The following is a 25,669-nucleotide window of genomic DNA, read 5'->3' as shown; positions in this document are numbered from 1 at the left end:
ATTAGCTTGAGAGTAGGTCTTTCCTGCTCTCTTTTTTAATTTAATAGAGAGGATGGTTAGAATGGCGAATTTGAAACGAAACATGTTAGAACTTGTAAAAAATCCAGAAGAAGTAATGAACGGTGGAGAGGTGGAAATTGAAAAACATTGGACACCTGCCTTTATTCCGTTTCGAGTATGTAGAGATGCAATTCAACTGTTTGATGATTTGGAAACAGATATGGAAATGTCTGAAGCAGATAAGTTTGATAAGTTGGCAGATTTTGTAGCGAATGAAATTTATGCTGGCAAGATTACGAAGGATGATATATATAATCGTCTTCATGCTCCTGAAGGTAAAGATGCCTTGTATGATCAAGTATTGTTCGTTGCACATGGACAACAAAGTAATGATACAAAAAACTACCTGGCGAAGAACAGTTAAACGATGAGGACTTTTCTTTAGCCAAACAAGCAGAGTATATGGATAAACTCATCGTAGACATGATGGAGAATGGTAAGGATATCAATGAAATATTAGATATGCCCATCCATTACGTTGTAGAAATCTTAAAAGATAAAAATAAACCGAAAAAAGAAAAGTCCTTAATCGCTGCATTTGGCGGTTAGGGATTTTTTATTATCTCCAAAGAAAGGAGGTAACTAATGAGTGAACGAATAGAAGGCTTATCCATTGGGCTAGATCTCGAAACCATGAAAGTTAATAGTGGTTTGGATGATTTAAAGTCTAAACTTAAAACGGTTAATAGCGAAATGAAAGCTAATATGTCTGCTTTTGACCGCAGTGATAGATCGGTTGGTAAATATGAGACTCGCTTAAAAGGACTTAATAAAAAGTTAGAAGTCCAAAGGGCAGTCACTGATAAAGCGTATAAGTCGTATCAAAAAATGGTAGATGAATATGGAGAAGGATCCACCGAAGCAGAAAAGGCAGCGAGAGAATACAACAATCAAGCTGCATCTTTGAACAACTTAGAACGCTATGTGGAACGTACCAAAGATGAACTGGCCAAATTAAAAGAGGAACAACGTATTGCCAACTCGAATTGGACGAAAATGGGGGATAAATTACACGATACAGGTTCAAAAGTAAAAAACTTTGGATCAGGTATGAGTGATATTGGTAGTACATTAAACCGAAATGTAACCTTACCCCTTGGGATTGTTGGCGGAGCTGCCATTAAAACAGGCGTGGACTTTGAATCAGGTATGTCCAAAGTAAAAGCTGTATCTGGTGCTAGTGCTGAAGAAATGAAGAACTTAGAAACAAAAGCACGTGATATGGGTAAAACATCCGTGTTTAGTGCCAAGGAAACAAGCGATGCATTTTACTATATGTCGTTAGCTGGTTGGGATGCAGCAGATATGATGGATGGTATATCTGGAGTTATGGATTTAGCGGCTGCATCTGGTGAGGACTTAGCAAGTGTCTCTGATATTGTTACGGATGGTTTAACAGCTTTTGGTGAATCAGCAAAAGAAAGTAGTCGTATGGCTGACATATTAGCTGCTGCTTCATCTAACGCAAATACAGATGTACAAGGTTTAGGTAATGCCTTTAAGTATGTGGCACCTGTTGCTGGTGCACTTGGGTATACGATGGAAGATACATCTAAGGCAATTGGTTTAATGGCCAACGCTGGTATTAAAGGTGAAAAGGCCGGTACTGCATTGCGTACGATGATGACTAACTTATCTAAGCCAACAAAGGCGATGCAAAAAGCAATGGATAAGTACGGTATTTCTTTAACAGATTCAAGTGGAGAAATGAAGTCTTTTGATAAGGTTATGAAAGACTTACGTAAAAATCTTGGCAAGTTGGACAAGAAACAACAAGCCTCAGCTGCAGCAACTATATTCGGTAAAGAAGCCATGTCTGGTGCATTAGCTGTGATAAATGCCTCTGAATCTGATTATAAGGATTTAACAAAAGCTATCGAAGGATCCGAAGGCGCAGCAAGTGAAATGGCTGATACCATGCAAGATAATGTAGCAGGTAGCGTGAAAGAATTAAAGTCTATGTTGGAAGATCTCTTTATTGAGATGTACAAAAACCTTAAGCCTACCATCGAAACAACCATTAATCTCTTAAAAGATTTAACTAATTGGTTTGCGGAATTAAGCCCTAAAACACAAGAAAACATTGTGAAGTTTGGTTTATTATCAGCCGCAGCTGGACCTGTTTTAAGTATTTTTGGGAAATTAACAATGGGTACAGGAATGTTAATGCAAGGCATGGGAGGATTATCGAAATCTATCGGTGTAGCCAGTGGAAAAGGCGCTGTTGGGGCATTATCGTTGCTTAGTAAAGGTGGCGTAGTCGGTTTAGCCATTGCAGGAGTTGCTGGGCTAGGTTTAACCATACACGGTTTAATTCAAAAATCAAAAAAGGCAAAAGAGGTCAATCTGGAAGTTGCTCAGTCATTAAACGATCAAGCTACTGAACTAGAAAACAGTGCAAATACGTTTGATAAATTAACAGGAAAAGCAAAGATAAGTAACGAACAACTTGCTGAATTAAATGATTTAAATATACGTATATCTGAATCTAGTAATCCTGGTGAAATTAATGAGCTCCAAAAACAATATGATCAATTAGCAAAGAATAGTGGTTTATCTAAAGAGGAGCTAAAAAAGTTATTTAAAGCTAATAAAGATATCATTGAACAAACACCTGATGTAGAGAAAAACGTTTCTGATCAAGGTAATGCGTTTGCCAAAAACTCAGATGCAGTAAATGAATATGTTGAATCGTTATATGAAATGACAAGGACAGAGTTAGAGGCTCAACGATCAGCGGCACTGTCCGAAAAGGCAAATATCCAACAAGAAATAAATGATAAACAAAAAGAGCTTAACGGTTTGCTGGATGAAATGGATATTAAAAATAAGGCTTCTGAATTATCATTAACAGAAAATAAAGCTAGGCAGAATGAAATCAATAAATTACTAAATGATAGTAATACTAGTTCAGCAAGAAAAAATTCATTGCAACAAGAGTTGACAGCATTAATGGATATTGAAAATGGTGACCATGCAAAAGCTGTAGCTGCTCTACAAAAAAAGGTTGATAAGAAACGCGAATCCAAAAAGGAAAGTGAAGAAGAACTTGCGAAAATTGATGCGTTAAATGAAGAAATGCAAAACATCATATTAAAACAAGTTGGAATCAATGAAGAAGGAAAAAAAGGTCTATCACAACTTGATAAATCCATTTCAAAGAACACAGAGGAAATTGAAGCTCTTGAACTAAAACGTCAAAAAAATGGTGAACTAACTGCAGAAGAACAGAAACGTTATAACAAGCTAGTTAAAAGCAATAACAAGCAACTAGAGGCTAAGAATTACTTATTTGAAGAAATAGGCATCTATAAAAATTTAAACTCACTCATGAACGGTAGATTTGCAAGTCTGTCAAAAGAAAAACAACTAAATATAGAAAACCTTGCATTAAAGACTGATATCAAGGTTGAAGAAGGTAACATTGTCAAACAGCTTCAAGACAAAAACGCTGAACACCTTAAAGAGCGTGAAAATCTTATAAAAAACGGAAAACAACAGGGATTAAACAAACAAGAGATAAAAGATCAAGTTGCTGAGCTTGATAATAAAATTCTAAAAAACGACGACGTTCTTAAAAAGATCCTTAAAGAAGCCGATTTGTGGGATCAAGTAAAAGATGAGGTGCACCTGGGTGCTGACGCTATTAAAAAGCAAGGATCTCAAATTGACAACAACAACAACAAAACAGACAAGGGTATTGAAAAAGAAAAAGCACGTACCAAAGAAGCTGCTAAAGACGTTGATAAGAACGTTAATGCTAAGGACAATGGCTCTATTAAGTTCATTAATGACCTTGCAAGTGATATGGTAACGAAGTATGTCAAGGCCGATGATAAAGGTTCTATTAATGATCTTGATAAAAAAGCGAAAAGTCCAATTCAAAAGACAATCGAGTTTGTTGCTAGTGGTTTTAAATGGTGGGCAAAAGGTACACCCCCAAGTGGTCATCCTGGTGGCCATGCTGTCGTAGGTGATGGCGGTGGAAGAGAATTAATACAAACCCCTAACGGTTCAACCTTTTTATCTCCACCTACGGATACCTTATTACCTAATCTACCAAAAGGATCTCATGTAATACCGCATCGAGAAACAGAAAAATTGTTAAAGTCAGCACCAAAATACGCTCAAGGTACAAAAGACTGGCAAAGCTTTGTTAGTCCTGAAAGACTAAGAGGCAATGAGTTTATGAAGCTGCTCGCTCTTAATGGGAAAGGTAATGAAACAGTAGTTAATGTAGTAGGTGAAAATGGTGGGAATGATCGTATCGATGAATTGATTGGTTTAATGAAAGAGTTTCTTCAGACAGCTGGAGAAGCAAAAGAAATCAATCAAACGAATCATTATCATAGTCCGACGCCATTATCACCAGCGGAAACAGCGAGGAAAAATAAGCAAATGCTAAGAACAGCAGCAATGGAATTGAGGTGATAGATATTGAGTCGATTAACATTTGAAAATAGTAGGGGTGATACTATTGTCTTTTATCTATCACCTCTAGTTATTGAGTCCTTAACAGGTATTGGTGAAATAGATGCTGATTTACAGAGTGAGAAAGCCCCTTATCAAGATGGAGATACACATATTGATACATTATTACAACCTCGCTTTATTAATTTAGAAGGCATTATTACCAGGAGAAACCCTGTAGAAATAAAGAGCTTTAGAAAACAAATACTGAGGGTTTGCAATCCTAAATTAGGTCTTGGAAAAATAACTTTAGAATTAGATGGAGATACCAAAGAAATATTTGGTGTACTTGATGGTGGTCCTGTTTTTCCAGAACGTGGTCGAAACGTATGGCAACAATTTATGATTACGTGGAAATGTCCTAATCCTTATTGGAGAGAAACGGTTACTAAATCTTCTCAAATGTCTTTTGTTATGGGGGGATTCTCTTTCCCATTACGACTAGGTACGAAATTCTCACAGCGGTCTTTCAGACGTATTTTTAAAAATGATGGTGATGTAGAAACGCCAGTGCATATTGAATTTCGTGGTCCTGCCATTAACCCTATAATCAAGAACAATACTACAGGAGAATTCATACAGGTCAATCGGACTCTATCGGAGACAGATAAGTTAATTATTGATACTACATTTGGTCAAAAGTCTGTAGAAATAGAAGATGCTGCAGGTAACCGAACGGATGCTTTTAATTGGATTAATCCGGAAAGTTGGTTTTTCCAACTGCAGATAGGAGAAAATCAATTGGAATATAACAGTAATAATGATAGCACGAAAACAAGGGTAGTTATATCCTATAGAAACATGTATGTGGGGGTGTAAAGTATGGCCGAATTATCACGATTTTTTGACTCGACTCCGGACGATGATCGAGAATATACTGCGGATGAATTTGCCGAGTATTTTAGACGATTGCTTTCAAATGGTATCTTTAATGGTGGCACCAATTTAAAAGTGGAGGCAGATGGGAACAACATAGAAACATATATTAATCAAGGGTTCGGCTGGATAGAGGGTTATCTCTATAAAATCCAGGACGAACCTTTTTATTTGCAACATGACTTACCACATAATGAGTTAGATCGTATTGACCGTATTGTTTTGCGCTTAAATACATCTTTAGAAGTGAGATCTATTAATGCTGTGGTGTTAAAAGGTACACCAGCTACTTCTCCAGAAGCACCAGTATTAACTAGAGAAAATAATGTTTACGAATTGTCGTTAGCACAGGTGAAGATTGAAGCTGGTAAGTCTTATATTGAAGGGTATCAAGTTACGGATGAGCGACTTAATAATGATGTATGTGGATTGGTTAACTCATTGATTCAGGCTGATACAACAGAAATATTTAATCAGTTCCAACAGTGGTATGAAGCAAAAACAGCAAGCCATGAAGGACAATGGGAAGATTGGTATAACGAACATATTTTACAATTTGAGCAGCAATGGAACGCCTGGTTTGTCGATGCAACAACGGAATATGATAACAGTTGGAACAATTGGTTCAGCAATACAGAATCCGATTGGAATATCTGGTTTCAAGGAACAAAGGATGATTGGAATACGTGGTTTGAAGATCAGCGTGGTCAAGCATATGTAACAGGGAAAGTATTAGAAGAACGCATACAACCCATTGAGGATGAATTAGAAGCAGCCAGTATTGTCATAAATGGTGGCTTGAAACTATCCGATGGGATTTTTGAGGGTGGGCTTGAGCCATCTTTTGCAACAGCTAATTATATGGGTTTATCAAGTGGAAATGCGATTATAGGGGGGCTCCCTTATTATTACGAAGAAAATAATATTAGTCACGATGTATCAGGAGTAAGAGATGGCAAAATGTATAGATATGTTGTCCAGTTGGATTTAATAACAGGAAATATTGAGGTAGTGAAGAAAGAAAAACATGGCAAAATTCCGCCTTTAATTAGGAATACGGAGTTATATGAATTGTCAATATCTACTGTCGAGCCAGATCCGGATCAACTCATAGCATACAAGCTTACAGACACAAGACAGGATGAAACGTTGTGCGGATTTGTAAAACCGTTAAATAAAAATTTACCAGACCCAGAGGAAGTGTAAACATGGCTCAAAATAAGTTGATGCCTATACGCATTTTAACGCAAGATTTAACATTACTAGCTGAAATAGATAACTACGAATCCTTACAGTTTCCACGTTCCTTTCATTCGATTGGCAGCTTTGATTTACGAATTAACAGGTATAAACAACATACAGACAAGCTACTTAAAAATGCGTTAATTATGTTAGGTAGTCAGCTTAATAAAGTTGGTATAATTAAGCATCGAGAAATACCCCTAAATGAAAAAGGAAAAAGCTCTGAACAATGGACTATTAAGGGGTATCAATTAAAAGGTATTGTTGGTCAACGTCTTTCTATACCGCCAGCAAATACAGAATATGACCGAAAAAGTGGACCAGCTGAAACTGTCATGAAACACTATATTATGAATCACTTTGTAAATCCTGCTGATCCTAAACGTAAAATACCTAATCTTGTGATTGCACCAGACCAGAAGCGAGGGCAACATGTTACATGGCAAAGCAGATACAAGAACATAGCAGAGGAACTGCAAGACATTTCTTTGGCAACTGAACTAGGTTGGGATATTACACTCGACCTTGAAAATAGACAATATGTATTTGATGTTGTAGAAGGTGTAAATAAAACAACTGATCAGAGCGATGTGCCACCAATATTATTTAGTCCAGAATTTGAAACAGTGAAAAACCAGACTTTTACTGACAGTGACATTAACATGAGAAATTATGGTTATGTGGCTGGTCAAGGAGAAGGTGTAGAGCGTGAAGTTATTGAAATAGGGGGAGCTACTGGTCTTGAACGTATTGAAACATTTATAGATGCTAGAGATGTAGCTGAAACAAACCAACTAACAGAGCGTGGACAACAAAAGATGAAAGAACTGGAAAATGAGTTTTATCTGGAATCAGAAATATTAACGATGTCACCTTTTGTATATGGGAAGGATTACGATTTAGGCGATATTACAACTTTACAGAATAGAAGTTGGGGATTAACAAGGAATGCACGCATTACTGAGATAAGCGAGGTCTATGAACCAGGTACTTATCGAATTGATGCCACTTTTGGTCAATCGAAGCCGACATTGCCCGAAATGATTAAGGGGCAGTTTGCGGAGTATGAAAGGCTTCTTAAAATGTGAGAATTTAATTAACGCTTAATAGGCGTTATTTTTATGCAGGAAAAATGTTCTTTTTTGTCGAAATTAGTAGGTGAGGAGGAATGATGGTATGTTACTCTTTGTGGTTCCAATATATAGAGTTAGTCCAAAAAGATGGGAAGAAGAATTTATTAAGAAGTGGGATAAGGAATTAGAGGAGGTTTATGACGACAAAGCAGAGTTAGAAAAAGCAAAACAAAGATACATTGACAAGTACTTTGTTCATCATAAATACAATGATGTAATTGCATGGATAGAGGTTAATTTTGAAGTTTACAAAATAAAAGGGCGAGTTATTACAACAAATAAAAAAAGCTATAGGAGAGGTTTTAAACCTGTCTACGAAAGTAATTATAAATTGGGTGACATAGACATCTCTGTTAATGGGAAAAGCAACGAGAAAATTATTGAGGAGTTAATTGAAAGAATAGAAAGGTTAAGAAAACAATCTTACAATAATAGATATATCGATACAAGTTTAATTACTGATGTGGGGAGATATGTCGATTTTCAAAAAATCTATAACGATAGTCTTAATAAATAGCATCTCAAACGAGGTGCTTTTTATATTTACTGCAGGGGGTTGAATATGAGTGAGGGTAACCAATGGTATAATAACCAGCAATTATTTGAGCAGATAAATGCTATGAGTAAAGACTTTGTTGGACTGCGCCACGAAATGCAAGAAACTCGTAACATGATAAAAAAATACAACGGCTTACGTGAAAAAATTGATGTGGTAGAAGACAAAGTTGAAAAAATAGAAGCAATAACAGAAGGAAGAAAATCAGTTGCAGAAGCTATCCGCCTATGGGGTGGGTGGCTTTTTGCTTTAGTAACACTAGTTGTTTTATTGATTACCAAAATTTAAGGAGGAATTAACATGAAACAAGCAATTGTAAGACTTGTCGTATTGGTAATTTTATTAGCAAATCAGGCATTAGTTGTGTATGGATGGGATCCACTACCGTTTACTGAAGACCAAATTTATCAAGGTGTATCTATAGTAGCTACAATTGGCGTAGCTGTATGGGCATGGTTTAAAGACAATCCTGTTACTAAAAAAGGTAAGAATAATGATAAATTCTTACGTGATAGGGGGATGAAGTAAGATGGCGGTATCTTTAAATACATTATTAGAACGTTCTATTCGTAATATGGGTAATGGCATGAACCAAGTTGTTAAGCAAACAGCACTAGAAGTGATTAAACGGGCGTATAAAGAAGGAATATACGTCCAAATATCTGATGGGTACCGTTCACACGCAGAACAACAAAAACTATATAATCAAGGGCGCACAACTAGCGGTAATATCGTAACAAATGCTAAACCTGGGCAATCATTGCATAATTATGGACTAGCTGTAGATTATTTCATTGTTAGCGATGACGGTCAAAAGGCTATATGGACAGTTAATGCAAAGTGGAAAAGAGTTGCAACAATCGGTAAATCGTTAGGATTTGAATGGGGCGGGGATTGGTCTAGCTTTAAGGATTATCCTCATTTACAAATGACTGGTGGTCTTACTTTATCACAACTACAAGCTGGTAAACGCCCTAAACTTACAAGTAAAGTAGATGATATCATTACAGCACCAGATCAAAAAGTAGAGTCCGAAACAGTAACGAACTGGATAAAGGTTACTGGTGATTGGAAAGGACAGACGCTTAGAAATGGTCAATATGGTAAGCCTGTTAAACAATTACAAACGATGCTATCTAAAAACGATCCTCCATTCTATCCAAACAAAGGAGCTAAAAACAACGGTATTGATGAATATTATGGAGACGACACAGAAGATGCAGTAGAACGTTATCAATCTTACTATGGGTTGAAACGGGATGGATTGGCTGGTAAAGAGGTTTATGGATCCTTAAAAGAGAATGAATCAAATAGTAAGTCTAAACCTAGTCAAGCCAAAGGTACCGTTCATTTGCCTGCATCTGCAAAGACCTGGAGAACGTATAAGCTTAATGTTAAACCTGTAAAGAAAAATAGCGATTGGAGCCTTACTCCTGCTAGGTATGGTGGATTGACATATAAAATACTAGATAAGCCATATCCAGATGTAGTTACTATCAAAACAGGTAGAGGTAATCGTAATATTTATGTTGGTTCTGGTACTAGTGCTGAGGTTAAGTAAGTCTAGTGATAGTTAGAAGTATGTAAATGAGAGTGGAGTAAATGAAAATAAGCCCTCCTAGTGAGGGCTCTTAATATAGTTTAAGTTTTCAAACGAGGACCAGATCATTCCTTTTTTTTACCTCAAATTCGTAACGGTCTTTGATCATCTTATTAATTTGCCTCGTTGTGTGAACAAATTTAATATTTTTCTTAATTAAATCAAAATTGAATTCATCGAGTAACTCAATAAAAGCAGTGTTAACAAAAGATGATGTAACACCGGACACTCCTTCAAAAGAAAGTGTTAAAGGTTCATCATTTTTTAAATAAGGCTTAATGATGTCTTGGATAATCTTGCCTTCTTCGTTGGAGTAGCAACGTTCTACGTGGTTAGAAATTTTAATTACCATTCGAACTCCTCCTCAATATCAGTTATATTTTGAATGCTGTCCGTTTTAAGGACAGTTTCAATTAAAGTTCCTGGGTAAAAACTACTTTTAAGAGAAGTGTTTTTTTCCACTTCATTAGTAATAATACCCTTTGTACAGTTTAATATACCATAATTTGAATGAATGTGAACAGAACCGTTGTTATTTCTTACCACATTTTCTATTAAAGTATGTAATCCAGCTCCTAAGTTTCTCGGAGAAGTTTTTGTAGTAAATCCTTCTGTTGCAGCCATAAATATAGCTTCATGATCTTGTAAAGAAGGTCTGATTTTGCGGATGTTTTCTGGAATACCAACACCAAAATCAGAAATAGTTATTTTTACTTCATTTTTATTCGGATAATGTTGTGCGAATATGCACCCGATATTTTCTTGAGCGTGGTCACGTATATTATTAAATATTTCGCCAAAGCAAATTCTTATAGTGGCTAATGATGAAAATGGGATATCTAATTGATCAGATAACCAAAACGAAAACTCTTTTTCAAGCCACCTGGGGCTGTCGCTATAAGCTATTAACTTTAATGGGATAGTAGTCTGTCTTGGTGATGGAAAGCTGGTAAGGTTTTTTCCTGCATACCTTATAAAAAAATCTGAATCATCAAGGAACTGAATTGGATTATTCTTTCCTGAAGAGTTTTTGGGATATGTAATCGTTGAATTTACATCTCGTTTTCGTAACCACTCAAATAAGTTACTTAAAATAGTTACACCGGCTGGTTCAATAAACTTCAAGTTTGTAAAATCGAAATCAATGCGATGATCTTTTGGTTTGAGATCGTAATCAATTACAGAAGATAATAGCTGATACATAGTTGAGCGATTGAAATTTCTCGGTATAAATACTTTCATTATTTCATCTCCTATAGCAGTTAAAAAGTATTATATGTAAGTGCATTCTTGATGAGTATCTAGTCCATAATACCTTTTTATAGGGGGATTTTCCATATTTTTTGTAAAATTTCTATTAACATCTACTTCAAAAAACATTTTGATCAGTTTCATTTTATCTTTCACCAAAACAATAATAATTTTTTGTGCACTTATAGCATAAAAAACTGCCCCGTCCTTAGTTGGAGGGGGCAGTTTTTTCATATTGTAAAAGCTTTTCAATTAATACGCCTATTGGAAGATCCAGCGCATCAGATATTTTTAAAATTGTGCCCAACCTCATGTTTTGAATCGATGAATTTTTTTGAACCAAATTTGAAAATACGGATTCTCTTACACCACTCTTTTTTGACAGAGCGTACCGAGTCATTTCATATTCTTTACAAAGTGAGTCAATAGGGTGCATATTATTTCTTCCCTTTCTTTTTTCTGTCCCAATATTTTTTACGTAACCAAACAATCAGCAATGATCCTGCAACTACGATTAACAATATATTAATTATGTTTTCCACCATATTATTTATGGTATACTGTTATTGAGAGTGAGGGGATTAACCCCCACGTCTCATTCTTTGGTTTTCTAGTCGTAATTTCTCGGCTTCTCGTTTCGATTTCGTACCGTCGTGCCAGACTTTTCGAATCGTTACGATGCCGGTTATTACGGCTATTATTTTTAACAGTATAACCATTTCTTACCTCCTTTCTATAATCTTATTATACTACATTTAAATGTAGTAGTAAAGAGTAAATAGACAAATTTTTAATTTATTTTTTTCTTGAAAACAGAATGCATGTTCTTATATAATGATAGAAACAAATGTTCTTATTGGAGGTAATCACATGACTGCTGTACCTAAACCGCCTAAAGGGAAAAAGAAGTCAGCTAGTAACAGTCCAAATTTAACAGAAGATAGGCTTTTAGAGATTTCAGAACGACTAGCAGATGCATTGGAATTTAAGAACGAAATTACAATCACTACATATAGAAAAGGAAAGTACGAAAAGTTTACAGGTATTATCCAAAATGCAAACCCCGAAACGAAAATGATTACATTTAATGTTGGTAATTTTGAACATCATAAGATCAGCGCAAATATTATTGTAGGTGTAGAGTAAAAGAGAAGGGCATAAAACCCTTCTCTTTTTTGATATTTAAAATTAGGATACACCTGTCCGCTCTCAATTAAAATACTCCCCCAAACCTCCCCCAATTATTTGGTGGAGAATATATTATTTTACAATGCAAAAAATACATTCAACATTTACAAACCCTTATATATCAAGCTTTCAACTACCTTGACAAGTATTGTTTAACCAGCTAATATAATATGCATTATATAGTGCCATGCATATTGTATCCTCGCTTGTGTGGGGAAGGAAAATGGGCAACTATCAGACCATGCTGACCTATTCGCTAGATGTTATTAGAGATCATAAAAACTTTACAACGTGTATCCCAGCTTGGTACCGCTGATCTTCATTCATAATTGATGGAACCATTAAATGAATGTGTTCGTATATAAATGATAAATATAAATAAGGAGTTAGCTATGAAACGAACGGTAGAATTTATATTAGGTTTAATTGCTGTTGCGATGGTATAGATGAAGTTATTAACATAATTTAGCTATATAGGCTAGATAAAATGGATTTTAAAGTATAAATACCTGCTTTGAAATCTATTTTTTGGTAGTCATCGGAAATGAAGGAAATGATAAAATTTGTCCATGTGGATAAATATGCGTGTTAAGCCGCGTCCAGCTCCAGCGCCCAGAAACGATGTGACTTCACGAATCGTCTCACGATAATTCATCATTGGCTCGCAAGCTCACTGTGATTTCCTTATTTCCGTTGACTCGCTCCACTCGCTATGTTTCCAATCGGGAGCTTGTATCCCGCATATCACGTGCAGTATGCCCTCAATATGGATAAGAAGGGGATCAACTACCAGTTATAGGTCAGATTGGTTCCAAGGCCTTTAGGTTATACCCTTGTGGTACTAACAATCCGTGGAGGATAAACATCCCTCCACGGATCGTTGTTTCACTTTATCTATATAGTGTGCACATCCCATGCTCTATATCTGGTTAATTACAATTAAACGTTATTTCTTATTTTTCCCCACTTAATTCTACTAATATTTTTGCTTGAGACTTGTCCTTAGATAATGCTTCAAAGCCTTTTTCAATTATGTCATCCAGCTGTATTTCATCCGTGATAACAGATTGTGGCTGTATTTGACCAGATGCCATTAAATCAATCGTTTGCTGAAAAGAAGTAGGTGTATAAGCTATAGATGAAGTGATTTTCACACCTTTACCTGTTAATTGGAATGGGTTCCATTCAATCGGTCTAGCAAAGATTGATACGATTACCATGGTTCCTCTTGGTTTCGTTGCTTGAATAGATTGCTCAAATGTAGGAGCTACGCCAGCAACTTCAAAGGAAACATCTACACCTTCAGGTACGATATCTGTAATAGCTTTTACTGGATCAGTTTCCCCAGAATTAATAATATGTGTTGCTCCGACTTCTTTTGCTTTTTGCAGCCTTGTTTCCGATAGGTCTAATGCAATAATTTTGCTTGCACCTGCTGCTTTTGCTGCAATGATTGTTAATAATCCAATCGGTCCAGCACCGAATACTGCAACAGTGTCGCCAAATACTAGTCCGCCTTCTTTTATTGCTTGAACAGCAACTGCTGTCGGTTCAACTAAAGCTCCGTCTTGTAATGTTAATGGCTCAGGTAGGTGATATACATTTTTTTCTGGAACATTTGTAAATGATGTAAATCCACCATCTGTATTTAAACCGATAAAGGCAAAGCCATCATATGGGTCAAGATCCTCTGATTTATTTCCGAATGTAAGGGTAGGATTTACTGCTACTCGGTCGCCCGGCTTATATGTGGTAACCTTTGCACCTACTTCTTCTACAACTCCTGCAAACTCATGCCCAAATGTTAATGGAGTTGTATCACCTGTTAAAGGATCTTCTTTTTCTACAGGAACAAATACAGGTCCTTCCTCATATTCATGAAGATCACTTCCGCAAATGCCTGCCCAAGCTACTCTCACCTTTACTTCAGTTTCTTTTAAAGGTTTCAATTCTCGTTCTTCTACTCGTACATCTTTTTTACCGTACCATACTGCAGCTTTCATGGAATTATCCTCCTTATTACTCAGATGGAAATAATTAAATTACTACTTTAGTATACCATTCTTATTTTATAATTTGTCTATTTCTGTCGAAACTTCACATATTAGTCAAGATAATTTTACAAGTAATATACAAATTAGAAAATATATTGTTTGTAGTCTATAAGTTATGGGTCAATCGGAATTCATTTGGGTGATTTTGTTAGAAGTATACCTTTAGTAGTTAGTTCGTAGATGTGAATCATTATGTTAAAATTATGATTGAGAAACATAGAATCATCTAGTCTAGCATGCAGGTAGAATGAAGATATGGTTTCTAACTTTTAACGATTTATCCCACATATAACTTGCAGTTAGTTCCCTGCTTCAAGCAATAGAGAGAAAGCAATATGGATAAGGGGGAAATCGACTGCCAGTAAATGTCCGTTGGTTTAAAGGCCTCTAGGTCATACCCTTGTGGTGCTAACCATCCGTGGGGATAAACAAAATCCCCTACGGATGGAAGTTGCACTTTATACTACATGAAATATTGAATTTTACAGTAATCGAAGAATAATAGATGAATCTTATTATAAGGAGGAATATGGAATGAAATTTATTCACACTGCTGATTGGCATCTTGGCAAATTAGTACAGGGTGTCTATATGACAGAAGATCAAGCGTACATACTTTATCAATTCATCGTGGCTATTGAAAATGAAAAACCTGATGCTGTTATTATTGCAGGAGATTTATATGATAGAGCAGTGCCGCCAACAGAAGCGGTACATCTCTTAGATAAAATTTTAGAGAGAATCGTACTTCAACTTCGTATTCCGGTTTTGGCAATTGCTGGGAATCATGATAGTCCGAGCCGATTAAATTTTGGTAGTAAAATTATGCGAGATAATGGCTGCCATATTGTAGGGACGCTCACGAATGATTTACAACCAATTGTTTTACATGATCATGATGGAGAAGTTCATTTTCATTTAGTTCCTTATTGTGATCCAAGTGTGGTAAGAACTACTTTTCAGGATGATACGGTTCGTACACATAATGATGCAGCAAAGAAAATTATCGAGCAGATTGAGGGGAGAATGGATTCACATGCTAGACATGTATTTGTAGGACATGCTTTCGTTACTCCTTATGGAGCAGAAGAAGAAAATACGAGTGATTCAGAACGTCCATTATCTATTGGTGGATCGGAATATGTAGCTGCTGAGCACTTTGCAAAATTTCATTACACAGCGTTAGGACACCTTCATCAAGCGCATTATGTATGGAACGAGACGATACGTTATGCTGGATCTCCATTGAAGTACTCTATTTCAGAGGAGCATCATAAGAAAGGATTCTATGTTGTGGAAATAGATGGAGAAGGTGCTGTTAATGTTGAGAAACGTATACTGCATCCGAGAAGAGATGTGCGCACAGTTGAAGCTTCTATAAATGAGTTGCTGACACACCCTATCAATGATGATTATGTATTTATTCGCTTAACAGACGAGTTACCAGTACTTTCACCGATGGAAAAGGTGCGATCTGTTTACCCAAATGCGTTGCATGTTGAACGGAAGCATAATCAATTTTCTCTTGCTGATGATGAGGAGAATAATCGGGCAGAACGCACCAAGCTGTCAGAACTTGAATTATTTCATGCTTTTTACAAAGAAGTGAAGGGAACAGAAGCAACACAAGAAACGGAACAGCTTTTTAAAGAAGTACTGAATGAATGGCTGCATGAGGAATCAGATGTAACACAAACAGAAAAGTTGAAGCCTTATCTTACCATTTAATGCAGAAGGGAGTGGAATAATTGAGACCTTTAAAGTTAACAATGACAGCGCTTGGCCCATATAAAGATACGGAAACAATAGATTTTACGGAAATAGAAGCGTATCGTTTATTTGTTATTTCTGGAAATACTGGTGCCGGTAAGACGACTATATTTGATGGTATTTGCTTTGCTTTATATGGCTCAGCAAGCGGAGAAGATCGAGAAGAAAATATGCTGCGAAGTGATTTTGCCGATGACAATGTCCATACAGCAGTGGAGTTACTGTTTGAATTAGGCGGTCGTATTTTTCGAATTCTGCGCCAACTAGGCCATGTGAAGCAAGGGAATAAAACGAAGACAGGTGACCGATACGAATTCTATGAGCTAATAGATGGCAATGAAATTCCTTGTGTAGATAGGCAGATTGTATCTGAAATAAACAAAAAAATAGAAGCTTTAATTGGTTTAACGCAGGATCAATTTAAGCAGATTGTTATGCTTCCGCAAGGAGAATTCCGTAAGCTGCTCACCTCGAAAACGGATAATAAAGAAGAAATATTACGTCGACTATTTAAGACGGAACCGTATAAAAAAATTAGTGAACGGATGAGAGAGAAGAAGGCTAATGCAGAACAGGCATACAATAAAGCTATCCAAGCTCGTGATCAATTGATTAAGCATATTGAAGTGAGGTTACCTAAACGAGAAAATTCATTTCTATTTCAGCTTTTAGAAAGTGAGCATTACAATATCAATCAGGTTATAACTGGTTTACAAGAAGAAAGTCACTTTTATATGGAGAGAATCGCGTGTGATAAGGCTAGATATGAACAAGCATATGAGGGTCATAATAACAAACAGGCGGAATATCACCAAGCAAAAGCTATAAATGATCGTTTCAATGAAATGCAACAAAAAAAAGCCAGACTAAACGAATTAGATAATCAGCTTACAACATATCAAAAGCGAGAAAAACAATTAGACGATGCAGAGCGAGCTAACAACCTCATTCCTTATGAAAAACAGCGAAATGATTGGCATAAAGAAGAGGAAATGCAACAAAAGAATCTTCACTACGCAGAAAATAAGCTTAAAACAGCTAACGAGCGAGTAAAGCAAGTGCAAGCCTTGTATAAAAAAGAGGAAGATAAGAAGGAAGAAAGAGAACAACTACGTATTATTCTGGAACAACTAAAGGATTATTTACCAATAGTTAAAGAAATGGATGCGTCTAACCAACAGTTGAATAAGCTGAATCAGCAAGTGCAGGATGGCGCCTCCGAATTGGAGAAACTTCAAAAACTACTCGATGTAAAGAATCAGCGAGCAGAAGCTATTCACGAACAAATAGAAAAGCTCGATCTCACAGTCGAGCAGTTACCAGATAAACAGCAACGATTACAAGAGATGCGAGATCAAGTAAAAGTCCTAATAGATTATATAGAGTTAGCAAAAAAACACGATAAATTAGAAAAAGAATCCAAACAAAAACATCAAGAAGCATCTCAAGCGCAAGCTGATTACCAACAAATTGAAAGGGATTGGCTTAATAATCAAGCTAGTATTCTAGCAGCGCATCTACATGATGGACAAGCTTGCCCGGTCTGCGGAAGTATCGATCATCCACAAAAAGCCATAAATAGGGATCGTAACGTATCGAGGGAGCATTTAGAAAAAGCGAAGCAGCAATTTCAGATACTAGATACGCAATATCGTAACAGCTTTGCTGAATGGAATTCAGTAAGCGTACAATTAAAGGAAAGGGAAAATGAATTAAATAACTATTCCATAAATAAGAGAGATGTAACAAGTGCTAAAGAAGCATTAGTACTTCAAGGGCAGCAACTAAGTGAAGAAGTGAAGCAATTACATCATGATAGAAAACAGCTTGCTGAATATAAAGCTATGTACGAACAGGCATTAAAAGAAACCAAAGATGTAGAAGCTAAAGTGAAAAGAACGGAGCAATATTATCAAGAGCAAGTTGCATCTTATCGTACTGCTCATGCTGTTTATCAGGAAAGAATACAAAAGATTCCTCAAGATGTGAGAACTCTGTCTGAATTAGAGAAAAAAATAGAAGTAAAAGAAGAGCAACGAAAGGAATTGGAGGAGCGCTGGGAGCAAATACAACAAAAGCTGTTGCAGGAGAAAGAAGAATTGACTAAAAGTGAATCCGATGTTAGTCATGCAAGCAACCAGCTGCAGGAAACGAAGATAAGGCGGGAGAATGCAAACAAACAGTTTGTTGATGCATTAAGCCAAGCGTCCTTCCAAACGGAGGAGGTGTTTCAACAAGCTAAGCTGGAAGAGGATGAGCGTAAGCAGTTAAAGCATAGCATAGAAGAATATAATCAGCATCGGCTTACGCTGCAAAAGCAGGTCCGTGATCTGAACAGAGAATTGAAAGATAAGCAGCAGGTTGAATTAACGACTATTGAAGCCAAACTGAAAGAATTAAAAGTAGAATACGAACAAGCATTAAAGACATGGGATCAATCAAATAAATACTATGAGGAAATCATTACACTACAGCAAAACATTGTCGAGGTCACTGAACAAGCTAATAACTTGGAAAAGAAATTAGCCACTATAACCGATCTCCATGATGTATTAAGAGGGCAAAATAACAAGAAAATATCCTTTGAACGGTATTTACAAATTGAGTATTTGGAGCAGATTATCGATGCGGCAAATTTACGATTAGATCGATTATCAAATGGTCAATTTTTCCTGAGTCGTAGTGACAGGCAGGAATCGCATGGAAGACAGAGTGGTCTAGGCCTCGACGTTTTCGATGCATACACGGGACAGACAAGAGATGTGAAATCCTTATCCGGAGGCGAGAAGTTTAATGCAGCTCTTTGTTTGGCACTAGGTATGTCAGATGTTATTCAAAGTTTTCAAGGCAATATTTCGATTGAAACAATGTTTATTGATGAAGGGTTTGGTACGCTGGATGAAGAAGCACTAAACAAAGCAGTTGATACATTGGTAAGTTTACAGCAATCGGGTAGAATGATTGGCGTGATCTCACATGTGCAGGAATTAAAAGCTATGTTCCCAGCAGTACTCGAGGTAAAGAAGACAAAAGAAGGATCTAGTCGAGCAAAATTTGTTGTAAAGTAACGGTAGCCTTTAAAGAATTTTAAAGGAACTGAATAGAGGAGGGCTATCAAAAGCTGAATCCTAGTGAATTTTTGTATCGCTTTTCACTGGCGTAGTTACATTTGACATGTGCTTTTTTCACAATTTTTTCGGCTAGGATAGACGTTCATGCATCGATTTCTCTCGGTAGAATAATTACTATTCCAAAGAACTGTCGAACTACTATCCTGATATACTTCATATTCGAATAGTAGTTCGACATTACTTATCTCAATTTCTATAGTCTCTCGCTCTTCATAATCGTTTAACTTGCTGAAACGATGGACTGTAAGTGCTGTAATGTTTGTTTTAGATTGTTTGTTTCCTCTTGTGTTAGAGGTACCATTGGAAGCCGAACATCCCCAACTGGAACACCTTTCATAGATAATGCTGATTTGACGGGCGAAGGACTAGGTGCAGCAAACAAAGCTTTCATGATTGGAAGTAAATGTTGATGTAGCGCTGCACTAGCTTTGACATTTCCAAAGCTAAATTGATTTATCATCTCTTGCATTTCATTACCAATGATATGGGAGGCGACTGAGACCACACCTTTTCCTCCAATAGCTAATGCTGGTAATGTTAGTCCGTCATCTCCGCTGTATAGGGAGAAGTCCTTGGATGTGCGTCTAATTATTTCTGACATCGCATCAAGGTTACCGCTCGCTTCTTTGATGGCAACAATATTATCTATTTTAGAAAGCTGTACCGTAGTATCTACAGTTAAATTGACACCAGTTCTTCCCGGTACATTATAAAGCATAATAGGGAGATTAGTAGCTGCTGCAATCGCTTGGAAATGCTGATAAATTCCTGTTTGCGAAGGTTTATTGTAGTATGGAGTAACAAGCATGATACCATTAACTCCAACTTTTTCCGCTTGTATTGTTAAATTAATAGTAGCTTTTGTGTTATTTGCCCCAGTTCCAGCTAATACCGGAATTCGATCATTTACTACTTCAACAACGAAGCGCATAAGCTGAATCTTTTCCTCATCTGTTAATGTAGCTGATTCACCTGTAGTTCCAGCAACAATCAGCCCATCCGTTCCATTTTTAATTAAATAATTTACGAGAGATCTTGTGGCATGAAAATCAATTTTTCCATGTTGATCAAATGGTGTCACCATTGCGGTTAATACTTGGCCAAATTCCATTTCTTTACACCCCTTGTGATAAGTTAAAACAATAGATGGATAGACCATTTCTAATTAACGCAAAAAAACAGCAGCAAGGGTTTGCTACTGCAGAAATGTAGTATTTCATTTTCTGCGTCAGATAGCCCTCCATATAGTTACCTATACGACAGTCCTGTATTTATTCAATAGCAGAACCAGCAACAGTAAATAATGAGTTATCTGTTACTTCGGCAACGATCCCTTTCCACAATCGTCAATGGATCTCATTATCCTCAAACTGTGTAATGATGACCGATGCACCTCTATCCTCACTTCAAATAATTGAAATAAGAAATATTTAATTGTCTGTAATATAACAGATTTCCTTATTTCACGCAAGGCTATTTGAATTTTAGCAAGGAAATGATGCCTATCGTTTATTCAATTGTTCCTTTAATGACATACAAATAAAGTGAACCTTCAATCAATTGAAGGTTTTGTTTGTCCCCCTAGTTACCAATAGTGTTGTTCCTTTATTGCTTGAAGCGGGGGTCTTACTGCTAGTTATATGTGGGGAAAAACATAATTTAGCTAAGCATCTCACCTAGAGTAATTACTCGAATCAATCAAAATATGACAAGTTGACATCCAGTCTATGCTTGAGGTGGTACGTGTTCTATAGGACGAAATACTTCTAGGTGAACTAAGGGCATCACTGTTTAAAGAATTCTTCCACCAATCCTATAAACTTCAGTACAATTGGAGGTAAATAACGATTTTTCTCATAGGCTAGATATACGCTTCTGGATAAATGTGAATCGTTAATATGTTTTATATGATAATCTGAATGAACTGTATTTTTAACATAGTTTTCAGGAACAACTGTGATTCCTAAACCTTCGATAACAAGACGACATGCTGTTTCAAATCGCTCGATTTCAAATTGAATCATTGGCTGAATCCCTGATTTAGCAAATGCATAAAGAATATCCTCTCTTGTTTGAAAGCCTTCTTTGCAAATGATAAATGTTTCGTCTTTCAAGTCATAAATAGTTAGCTCTGTATGATCTTGTAAGTTGTGCCCTTGAGGAAGAACAGCAACTAATTTTTCCTCATAGATAGGTAATGTCTCAATCGCATCATTATTCAAATTCTGATTTGTTATAGCTAGATGAATATCGAAGTTTGTTAAAGCTTTCTCTACATCCGTTAAACTTAGAATTTCTAATAATTTTATATGAGCATCCTGATATTCTTTCTGAAATTGTTTCAAAATTTTTGGTACCCAAAAATTGGAGGACTCTATTAAACCGATTGTGAGTTCCAGCGGTCCCTGCTCTTTCAAGCGGATCATTTCTTTAGATACATGCTGATAGTGATTTAACAATTTTTTAGCCTCTTGATAAAGTATTTTACCCTCACTTGTGACCTCGAGGCTCCTCGTATTACGTTTAATTAATGTCAATCCTACTTCATTCTCTAGCTTTTTAATAGCAGCACTAAGTGATGGCTGAGATACATGTAAGACGGTTGCTGCTCGAGTATAGGTTGATTGTTCAACAATCGTAACAAAATAGACTAAATGGCGAAATTCCATCCTAATCTCCTTAATTTATAGTTGAATTTTATAAAAATATAGAATATTTATATTTGTAATTATATATTATTATAATTATAATTTTAATGTATGGTATTAAAATAAATAATTGTTATGTCTTCTATTATCTATAGTACCAAATAAACAGAAGGATCGATAATCAGATGGAAAAGGAATGTGAATTTTTTAACTACAGAAAATGTAAACGGTTTATTTGAGGTTGCTAACATAGGGAGGAGATGAAGAAAATGAGAATGGAAAAGAACATGCAAGTAGAACAATATCGTGGTTCAGCATTACATACGAAAGGATGGATACAAGAAGCTGCTCTTCGAATGTTGAATAATAATCTGAGCCCAGAGGTGGCAGAAAATCCAGACGAGCTAGTGGTTTATGGTGGGATAGGTAAAGCAGCACGAAATTGGGAATGCTACGAGGCGATTGTGAAGGAATTAAAACAGATAGAGGAAAATGAGACCTTACTCATTCAATCAGGAAAACCCGTTGCTGTGTTCCGTACGCATACAGATGCTCCGAAAGTGCTGATTGCTAACTCGAATTTAGTTCCAGCATGGGCGAATTGGGAGCACTTTCATGAATTGGATCAGAAAGGTTTAATGATGTATGGGCAAATGACTGCGGGCAGCTGGATCTATATTGGCAGCCAAGGAATTGTGCAAGGAACATATGAGACATTTGCAGAATGTGCTAGGCAGCATTTTGACGGTAGTTTACAAGGAACGATTACTGTGACGGCGGGGTTAGGCGGCATGGGAGGAGCGCAACCTTTAGCGGTGATACTAAATGAGGGGATCTGTATTGCTATAGAAATAGATCCTCATCGTATCCAGCGTCGATTAGATACAAATTATTTAGATACCTCTACGGATAGCTTAGATGAAGCAATAAAGCTTGCTGAAGAAGCGCGTAGTAAAGGGGAAGCGCTATCTATAGGCTTGTTAGGCAATGCAGCTGAGCTTCTACCGGAAATGCTTACAAAAGGATTCATTCCAGACGTACTAACAGATCAAACCTCCTCTCATGATCCGCTGAATGGCTATATCCCTGTTCATATGACGTTAGCAGAAGCAGCTAAATTAAGGGAGAATAATCCAGGGAATTATGTTCAATTATCTAAACAAAGTATTGCAGTTCATGTTAAGGCAATGCTGCAAATGCAGCAAAAAGGGGCGGTTACCTTTGATTATGGAAATAATATCCGCCAAGTAGCCAAGGATGAAGGAGTAGCGAATGCATTTGATTTTCCTGGATTTGTTCCTGCTTATATTCGCCCACAATTTTGTGAAGGTAAAGGACCGTTTCGCTGGGTGGCATTATCCGGCGATCCAGAAGATATTTATAAGACAGATGAGGTCATCCTGCGCGAATTTAGTGAGAACGAGTCGCTGTGTAAGTGGATTCGCATGGCGCAAGAGAAAATTAGTTTCCAAGGACTCCCTTCTCGGATTTGCTGGCTAGGGTATGGAGAAAGAGCCCGCTTTGGAAAAATTATTAATCGTATGGTTGAACGAGGTGAATTAAAAGCACCGATTGTTATCGGACGTGATCATCTTGATTCAGGTTCCGTAGCCTCACCAAATCGAGAAACGGAAGCGATGAAGGATGGAAGCGATGCGGTAGCGGACTGGCCAATATTAAACGCGTTGATTAATAGTGTTGGGGGAGCTAGCTGGGTCAGTGTCCACCACGGTGGCGGCGTTGGTATGGGATACTCGCTTCATGCTGGAATGGTTATTGTTGCCGATGGAACAAAAGAGGCGGAGGAGCGTTTGGATCGCGTCCTTACAACAGATCCTGGGATGGGGATTGTTCGTCATGTGGATGCAGGCTATGAAAAAGCCGAGGATACTGCGAAGGAAAAAGGTGTTCATATTCCAATGCTACAACGTAAAGGGGCGTTATAAATGTCAGATATCCTATTTATTAAACATGCAGCTCAATTACTTACCATAAGTGGAAATACCGATAAGCCAGCTAAAACTGATGCAATGAGAGAGCTTAATAGTATAGAAGATGGTGGATTACTTGCGAAGGACGGTGAGATTATTGCCATTGGTACGACGGAAAAAATTCAAGCGAAGTATGCCGATGAAATTGCTCAAGCTAAACAAATCGATGCGTCTAATAAAGTAGTTTCCCCAGGTCTGATCGATCCTCATACACATCTTGTTCATGCCGGAACAAGGGAGAATGAGTATGCAATGCGACTAAAAGGAAAGTCGTATATGGACATCATGCATGCAGGAGGCGGTATTCACGCAACAACTCGAGCTACGCAGCAAGCAAATTATGACCAACTTTATCATGAATCGAAGCTGCGTCTAGATACATTTCTAACAAATGGCGTCACCACAGTAGAAGCAAAGAGTGGATATGGTTTAACGACAGAACATGAAATCAAGCAATTGGAAGTTGCCAAGCAATTAAATAAGGATCATGTCATGGATGTTGTTTCAACATTTATGGGAGCACATGCTGTACCAGTAGCCGAAAAAGAAAATCCAGATATTTTTGTAGATCGAGTTATTTCAGAGATGATTCCAGAGGTTGCTAAACGGAATTTGGCAACATTTAATGATGTGTTTTGTGAGCGAGGCGTATTTACGCCAGAACAATCAAGAAGAATTCTGGAGGCGGGTAAGGAATATGGACTAATTCCAAAAATTCATGCGGATGAAATTGAATCCTATGGGGGGGCAGAATTAGCTGCAGCTGTTGGTGCGATTTCAGCTGATCATTTATTGAAGGCATCGGATGTAGGAATTCGTCAAATGGCTGAACAAGATGTTATTGGTGTTCTTTTACCAGGTACTGCATTTTTCCTAATGGCAGAATTTGCTCAAGCAAGAAAAATGATAGATCAAGGCTTAGCCGTTGCTCTTTCTACGGATGCAAACCCAGGTTCATCCCCAACGTTATCCTTACAGTTTATTATGAATCTTGGCTGTTTAAAAATGGGGATGACACCTGAAGAGGTTATTACAGCAACAACCATCAATGCTGCACATGCGATTGGTTGTGCTGATAAAATCGGGAGTCTAGAAATTGGTAAACAGGCAGATATTACGATTTTTAATGTACCAAATTATCTAATGCTATCCTATCAATATGGAATGAATCATGTGGATACAGTTATCAAGAAGGGAAAGGTAGTTGTAGAACAAGAGAACTTGTCCACATGTAACAGGCATGTATCCTCCGTATAAGAAATAACAAAAGATGGGGTGGAATTAGGTTAATACGATTTATTGCGTATATAACTGGCAGTGATATTTCCACTAAAAGCAATAAAGTGAAACCAATAATGGATAATAGAGATATCCACTGCCAGTAAATGTCCGAGTGGTTTAAAGACCTTTAGGTCATAATCTTGTGGTACAAACCTTCAATGGGGATAAAAATCCACACTAATTGATGTTTCACCCTATGATTATAGCTATGTAATATTTGATTTTTGAATAATAATAGACGGAATTTTTTGTAAATGTTATTGACGGATAATTTTACGAAGACGTATACTAAAAGTAGTTACTAGTCATTAGTTAAGATTAGATTATTTTAAAGAGCGTTTGATATATACTTGGCTTTCAAAAAAGAGGAGCTATGCGGACTACATAGTAGGTCTTCAACTCAGAAGAAGGCTGAACC

General features: G+C 36.9%; 22 protein-coding genes and 1 riboswitch. Of the genes, 15 read left to right on the top strand and 7 right to left on the bottom strand.

Annotation, left to right across the window (positions count from 1 at the left end; all coding sequences use genetic code 11):
- Nucleotides 1-61 precede the first annotated feature (61 nt).
- The 10 genes from gpG to D9782_RS23860 all read left to right on the top strand — a co-directional run bounded on the left by gpG (nt 62) and on the right by D9782_RS23860 (nt 9,898).
- Complete coding sequence (gene gpG / locus D9782_RS00555; RefSeq protein WP_121603777.1) at nt 62-424, top strand: phage tail assembly chaperone G; 363 nt, start codon at nt 62-64, stop codon at nt 422-424.
- Nucleotides 425-462: 38 nt separating this feature from the next.
- On the top strand, nt 463-609 hold the full coding sequence (gene gpGT / locus D9782_RS22635; protein WP_162986297.1) for a phage tail assembly chaperone GT: 147 nt from the start codon (nt 463-465) through the stop codon (nt 607-609).
- Between the two features lie 36 nt (nt 610-645).
- Nucleotides 646-4,491, top strand: coding sequence for a phage tail tape measure protein (locus tag D9782_RS00550; protein ID WP_121603776.1), 3,846 nt, complete (start codon nt 646-648; stop codon nt 4,489-4,491).
- Nucleotides 4,492-4,497: 6 nt separating this feature from the next.
- On the top strand, nt 4,498-5,349 hold the full coding sequence (locus D9782_RS00545; RefSeq protein ID WP_121603775.1) for a phage tail family protein: 852 nt from the start codon (nt 4,498-4,500) through the stop codon (nt 5,347-5,349).
- Between the two features lie 3 nt (nt 5,350-5,352).
- Nucleotides 5,353-6,612, top strand: a complete 1,260-nt coding sequence (locus D9782_RS00540) for a hypothetical protein (protein WP_121603774.1) — start codon at nt 5,353-5,355, stop codon at nt 6,610-6,612.
- Nucleotides 6,613-6,614: 2 nt separating this feature from the next.
- Nucleotides 6,615-7,736: a siphovirus ReqiPepy6 Gp37-like family protein gene (locus tag D9782_RS00535; RefSeq protein ID WP_240455777.1), complete on the top strand. Its 1,122-nt coding sequence runs from the start codon at nt 6,615-6,617 to the stop codon at nt 7,734-7,736.
- A gap of 88 nt (nt 7,737-7,824) precedes the next feature.
- A complete protein-coding gene (locus D9782_RS00530; protein WP_121603773.1) occupies nt 7,825-8,298 on the top strand; it encodes a hypothetical protein in 474 nt (157 codons plus the stop codon).
- Nucleotides 8,299-8,343: 45 nt separating this feature from the next.
- A complete protein-coding gene (locus D9782_RS00525) occupies nt 8,344-8,625 on the top strand; it encodes a hypothetical protein (RefSeq protein ID WP_121603772.1) in 282 nt (93 codons plus the stop codon).
- Nucleotides 8,626-8,637: 12 nt separating this feature from the next.
- On the top strand, nt 8,638-8,865 hold the full coding sequence (locus tag D9782_RS00520; protein WP_121603771.1) for a phage holin: 228 nt from the start codon (nt 8,638-8,640) through the stop codon (nt 8,863-8,865).
- A 1-nt stretch (nt 8,866) separates the two neighbouring features.
- The gene (locus D9782_RS23860) at nt 8,867-9,898 is read left to right on the top strand and encodes a M15 family metallopeptidase (protein ID WP_121603770.1); all 1,032 of its coding nucleotides are present in this window, start codon (nt 8,867-8,869) and stop codon (nt 9,896-9,898) included.
- Nucleotides 9,899-9,986: 88 nt separating this feature from the next.
- On the opposite strand, the gene D9782_RS00510 is transcribed toward D9782_RS23860, so the two are convergent.
- The 4 genes from D9782_RS00510 to D9782_RS22630 all read right to left on the bottom strand — a co-directional run bounded on the left by D9782_RS00510 (nt 9,987) and on the right by D9782_RS22630 (nt 11,907).
- Nucleotides 9,987-10,289 (bottom strand): STAS-like domain-containing protein, encoded by a 303-nt coding sequence (locus tag D9782_RS00510; RefSeq protein ID WP_121603769.1) that lies wholly within the window; start codon nt 10,287-10,289, stop codon nt 9,987-9,989.
- The gene (locus D9782_RS00505) at nt 10,283-11,179 is read right to left on the bottom strand and encodes an ATP-binding protein (RefSeq protein ID WP_121603768.1); all 897 of its coding nucleotides are present in this window, start codon (nt 11,177-11,179) and stop codon (nt 10,283-10,285) included. Before D9782_RS00505 ends, D9782_RS00510 begins: the two co-directional genes overlap by 7 nt.
- A 217-nt stretch (nt 11,180-11,396) precedes the next feature.
- Nucleotides 11,397-11,678, bottom strand: coding sequence for a helix-turn-helix domain-containing protein (locus D9782_RS00495; protein ID WP_162986296.1), 282 nt, complete (start codon nt 11,676-11,678; stop codon nt 11,397-11,399).
- Nucleotides 11,679-11,769: 91 nt separating this feature from the next.
- A complete protein-coding gene (locus D9782_RS22630) occupies nt 11,770-11,907 on the bottom strand; it encodes a hypothetical protein (RefSeq protein ID WP_161629300.1) in 138 nt (45 codons plus the stop codon).
- Nucleotides 11,908-12,022: 115 nt separating this feature from the next.
- Between D9782_RS22630 and D9782_RS00490 the strand changes: the two genes are divergently transcribed.
- Nucleotides 12,023-12,334, top strand: coding sequence for a YolD-like family protein (locus D9782_RS00490; RefSeq protein ID WP_121603765.1), 312 nt, complete (start codon nt 12,023-12,025; stop codon nt 12,332-12,334).
- A 995-nt stretch (nt 12,335-13,329) separates the two neighbouring features.
- Here the strand turns inward: D9782_RS00490 and D9782_RS00485 are convergent.
- On the bottom strand, nt 13,330-14,379 hold the full coding sequence (locus tag D9782_RS00485) for a 2,3-butanediol dehydrogenase (protein ID WP_026682432.1): 1,050 nt from the start codon (nt 14,377-14,379) through the stop codon (nt 13,330-13,332).
- Between the two features lie 585 nt (nt 14,380-14,964).
- Here D9782_RS00485 and D9782_RS00480 point away from each other — a divergent pair.
- Nucleotides 14,965-16,158 carry an exonuclease SbcCD subunit D gene (locus D9782_RS00480; RefSeq protein ID WP_121603764.1) on the top strand — a complete coding sequence of 398 codons (1,194 nt, stop codon included), beginning with the start codon at nt 14,965-14,967 and terminating at the stop codon, nt 16,156-16,158.
- 20 nt (nt 16,159-16,178) lie between these two features.
- Entirely contained in the window at nt 16,179-19,268 is a 3,090-nt protein-coding gene (locus D9782_RS00475; RefSeq protein ID WP_121603763.1) for an AAA family ATPase, read from the top strand.
- 283 nt (nt 19,269-19,551) lie between these two features.
- On the opposite strand, the gene dapA is transcribed toward D9782_RS00475, so the two are convergent.
- Both dapA and D9782_RS00465 read right to left on the bottom strand, forming a co-directional pair.
- A complete protein-coding gene (gene dapA, locus D9782_RS00470) occupies nt 19,552-20,442 on the bottom strand; it encodes a 4-hydroxy-tetrahydrodipicolinate synthase (protein ID WP_121603762.1) in 891 nt (296 codons plus the stop codon).
- A 114-nt stretch (nt 20,443-20,556) separates the two neighbouring features.
- Nucleotides 20,557-20,737: riboswitch (Lysine riboswitch) on the bottom strand.
- 378 nt (nt 20,738-21,115) lie between these two features.
- The gene (locus D9782_RS00465; protein ID WP_121603761.1) at nt 21,116-22,000 is read right to left on the bottom strand and encodes a LysR family transcriptional regulator; all 885 of its coding nucleotides are present in this window, start codon (nt 21,998-22,000) and stop codon (nt 21,116-21,118) included.
- 248 nt (nt 22,001-22,248) lie between these two features.
- Here D9782_RS00465 and hutU point away from each other — a divergent pair, with 248 nt between their 5' ends.
- A complete protein-coding gene (hutU, locus tag D9782_RS00460; protein WP_371413980.1) occupies nt 22,249-23,925 on the top strand; it encodes a urocanate hydratase in 1,677 nt (558 codons plus the stop codon).
- Complete coding sequence (gene hutI, locus D9782_RS00455; protein WP_026682426.1) at nt 23,926-25,227, top strand: imidazolonepropionase; 1,302 nt, start codon at nt 23,926-23,928, stop codon at nt 25,225-25,227. It begins immediately after the preceding gene.
- The last annotated feature ends 442 nt before the right edge of the window (nt 25,228-25,669 follow it).

The organism is Virgibacillus sp. Bac332 (genome assembly GCF_003667785.1).
Taxonomy (GTDB): domain Bacteria; phylum Bacillota; class Bacilli; order Bacillales; family Amphibacillaceae; genus Virgibacillus; species Virgibacillus salarius.
Note: the sequence above shows the minus strand (reverse complement) of the source record. Positions and strands in the feature narration are given on the sequence as shown.

Coding starts and splice junctions, on each gene's coding strand:
- gpG (WP_121603777.1), top strand. CDS start 62: ATGGCGAATTTGAAACGAAACATGTTAGAACTTGTAAAAAATCCAGAA.
- gpGT (WP_162986297.1), top strand. CDS start 463: ATGGATAAACTCATCGTAGACATGATGGAGAATGGTAAGGATATCAAT.
- D9782_RS00550 (WP_121603776.1), top strand. CDS start 646: ATGAGTGAACGAATAGAAGGCTTATCCATTGGGCTAGATCTCGAAACC.
- D9782_RS00540 (WP_121603774.1), top strand. CDS start 5,353: ATGGCCGAATTATCACGATTTTTTGACTCGACTCCGGACGATGATCGA.
- D9782_RS00535 (WP_240455777.1), top strand. CDS start 6,615: ATGGCTCAAAATAAGTTGATGCCTATACGCATTTTAACGCAAGATTTA.
- D9782_RS00530 (WP_121603773.1), top strand. CDS start 7,825: ATGTTACTCTTTGTGGTTCCAATATATAGAGTTAGTCCAAAAAGATGG.
- D9782_RS00525 (WP_121603772.1), top strand. CDS start 8,344: ATGAGTGAGGGTAACCAATGGTATAATAACCAGCAATTATTTGAGCAG.
- D9782_RS00520 (WP_121603771.1), top strand. CDS start 8,638: ATGAAACAAGCAATTGTAAGACTTGTCGTATTGGTAATTTTATTAGCA.
- D9782_RS23860 (WP_121603770.1), top strand. CDS start 8,867: ATGGCGGTATCTTTAAATACATTATTAGAACGTTCTATTCGTAATATG.
- D9782_RS00510 (WP_121603769.1), bottom strand. CDS start 10,289: ATGGTAATTAAAATTTCTAACCACGTAGAACGTTGCTACTCCAACGAA.
- D9782_RS00505 (WP_121603768.1), bottom strand. CDS start 11,179: ATGAAAGTATTTATACCGAGAAATTTCAATCGCTCAACTATGTATCAG.
- D9782_RS22630 (WP_161629300.1), bottom strand. CDS start 11,907: ATGGTTATACTGTTAAAAATAATAGCCGTAATAACCGGCATCGTAACG.
- D9782_RS00490 (WP_121603765.1), top strand. CDS start 12,023: ATGATAGAAACAAATGTTCTTATTGGAGGTAATCACATGACTGCTGTA.
- D9782_RS00485 (WP_026682432.1), bottom strand. CDS start 14,379: ATGAAAGCTGCAGTATGGTACGGTAAAAAAGATGTACGAGTAGAAGAA.
- D9782_RS00480 (WP_121603764.1), top strand. CDS start 14,965: ATGAAATTTATTCACACTGCTGATTGGCATCTTGGCAAATTAGTACAG.
- dapA (WP_121603762.1), bottom strand. CDS start 20,442: ATGGAATTTGGCCAAGTATTAACCGCAATGGTGACACCATTTGATCAA.
- D9782_RS00465 (WP_121603761.1), bottom strand. CDS start 22,000: ATGGAATTTCGCCATTTAGTCTATTTTGTTACGATTGTTGAACAATCA.
- hutU (WP_371413980.1), top strand. CDS start 22,249: ATGAGAATGGAAAAGAACATGCAAGTAGAACAATATCGTGGTTCAGCA.
- hutI (WP_026682426.1), top strand. CDS start 23,926: ATGTCAGATATCCTATTTATTAAACATGCAGCTCAATTACTTACCATA.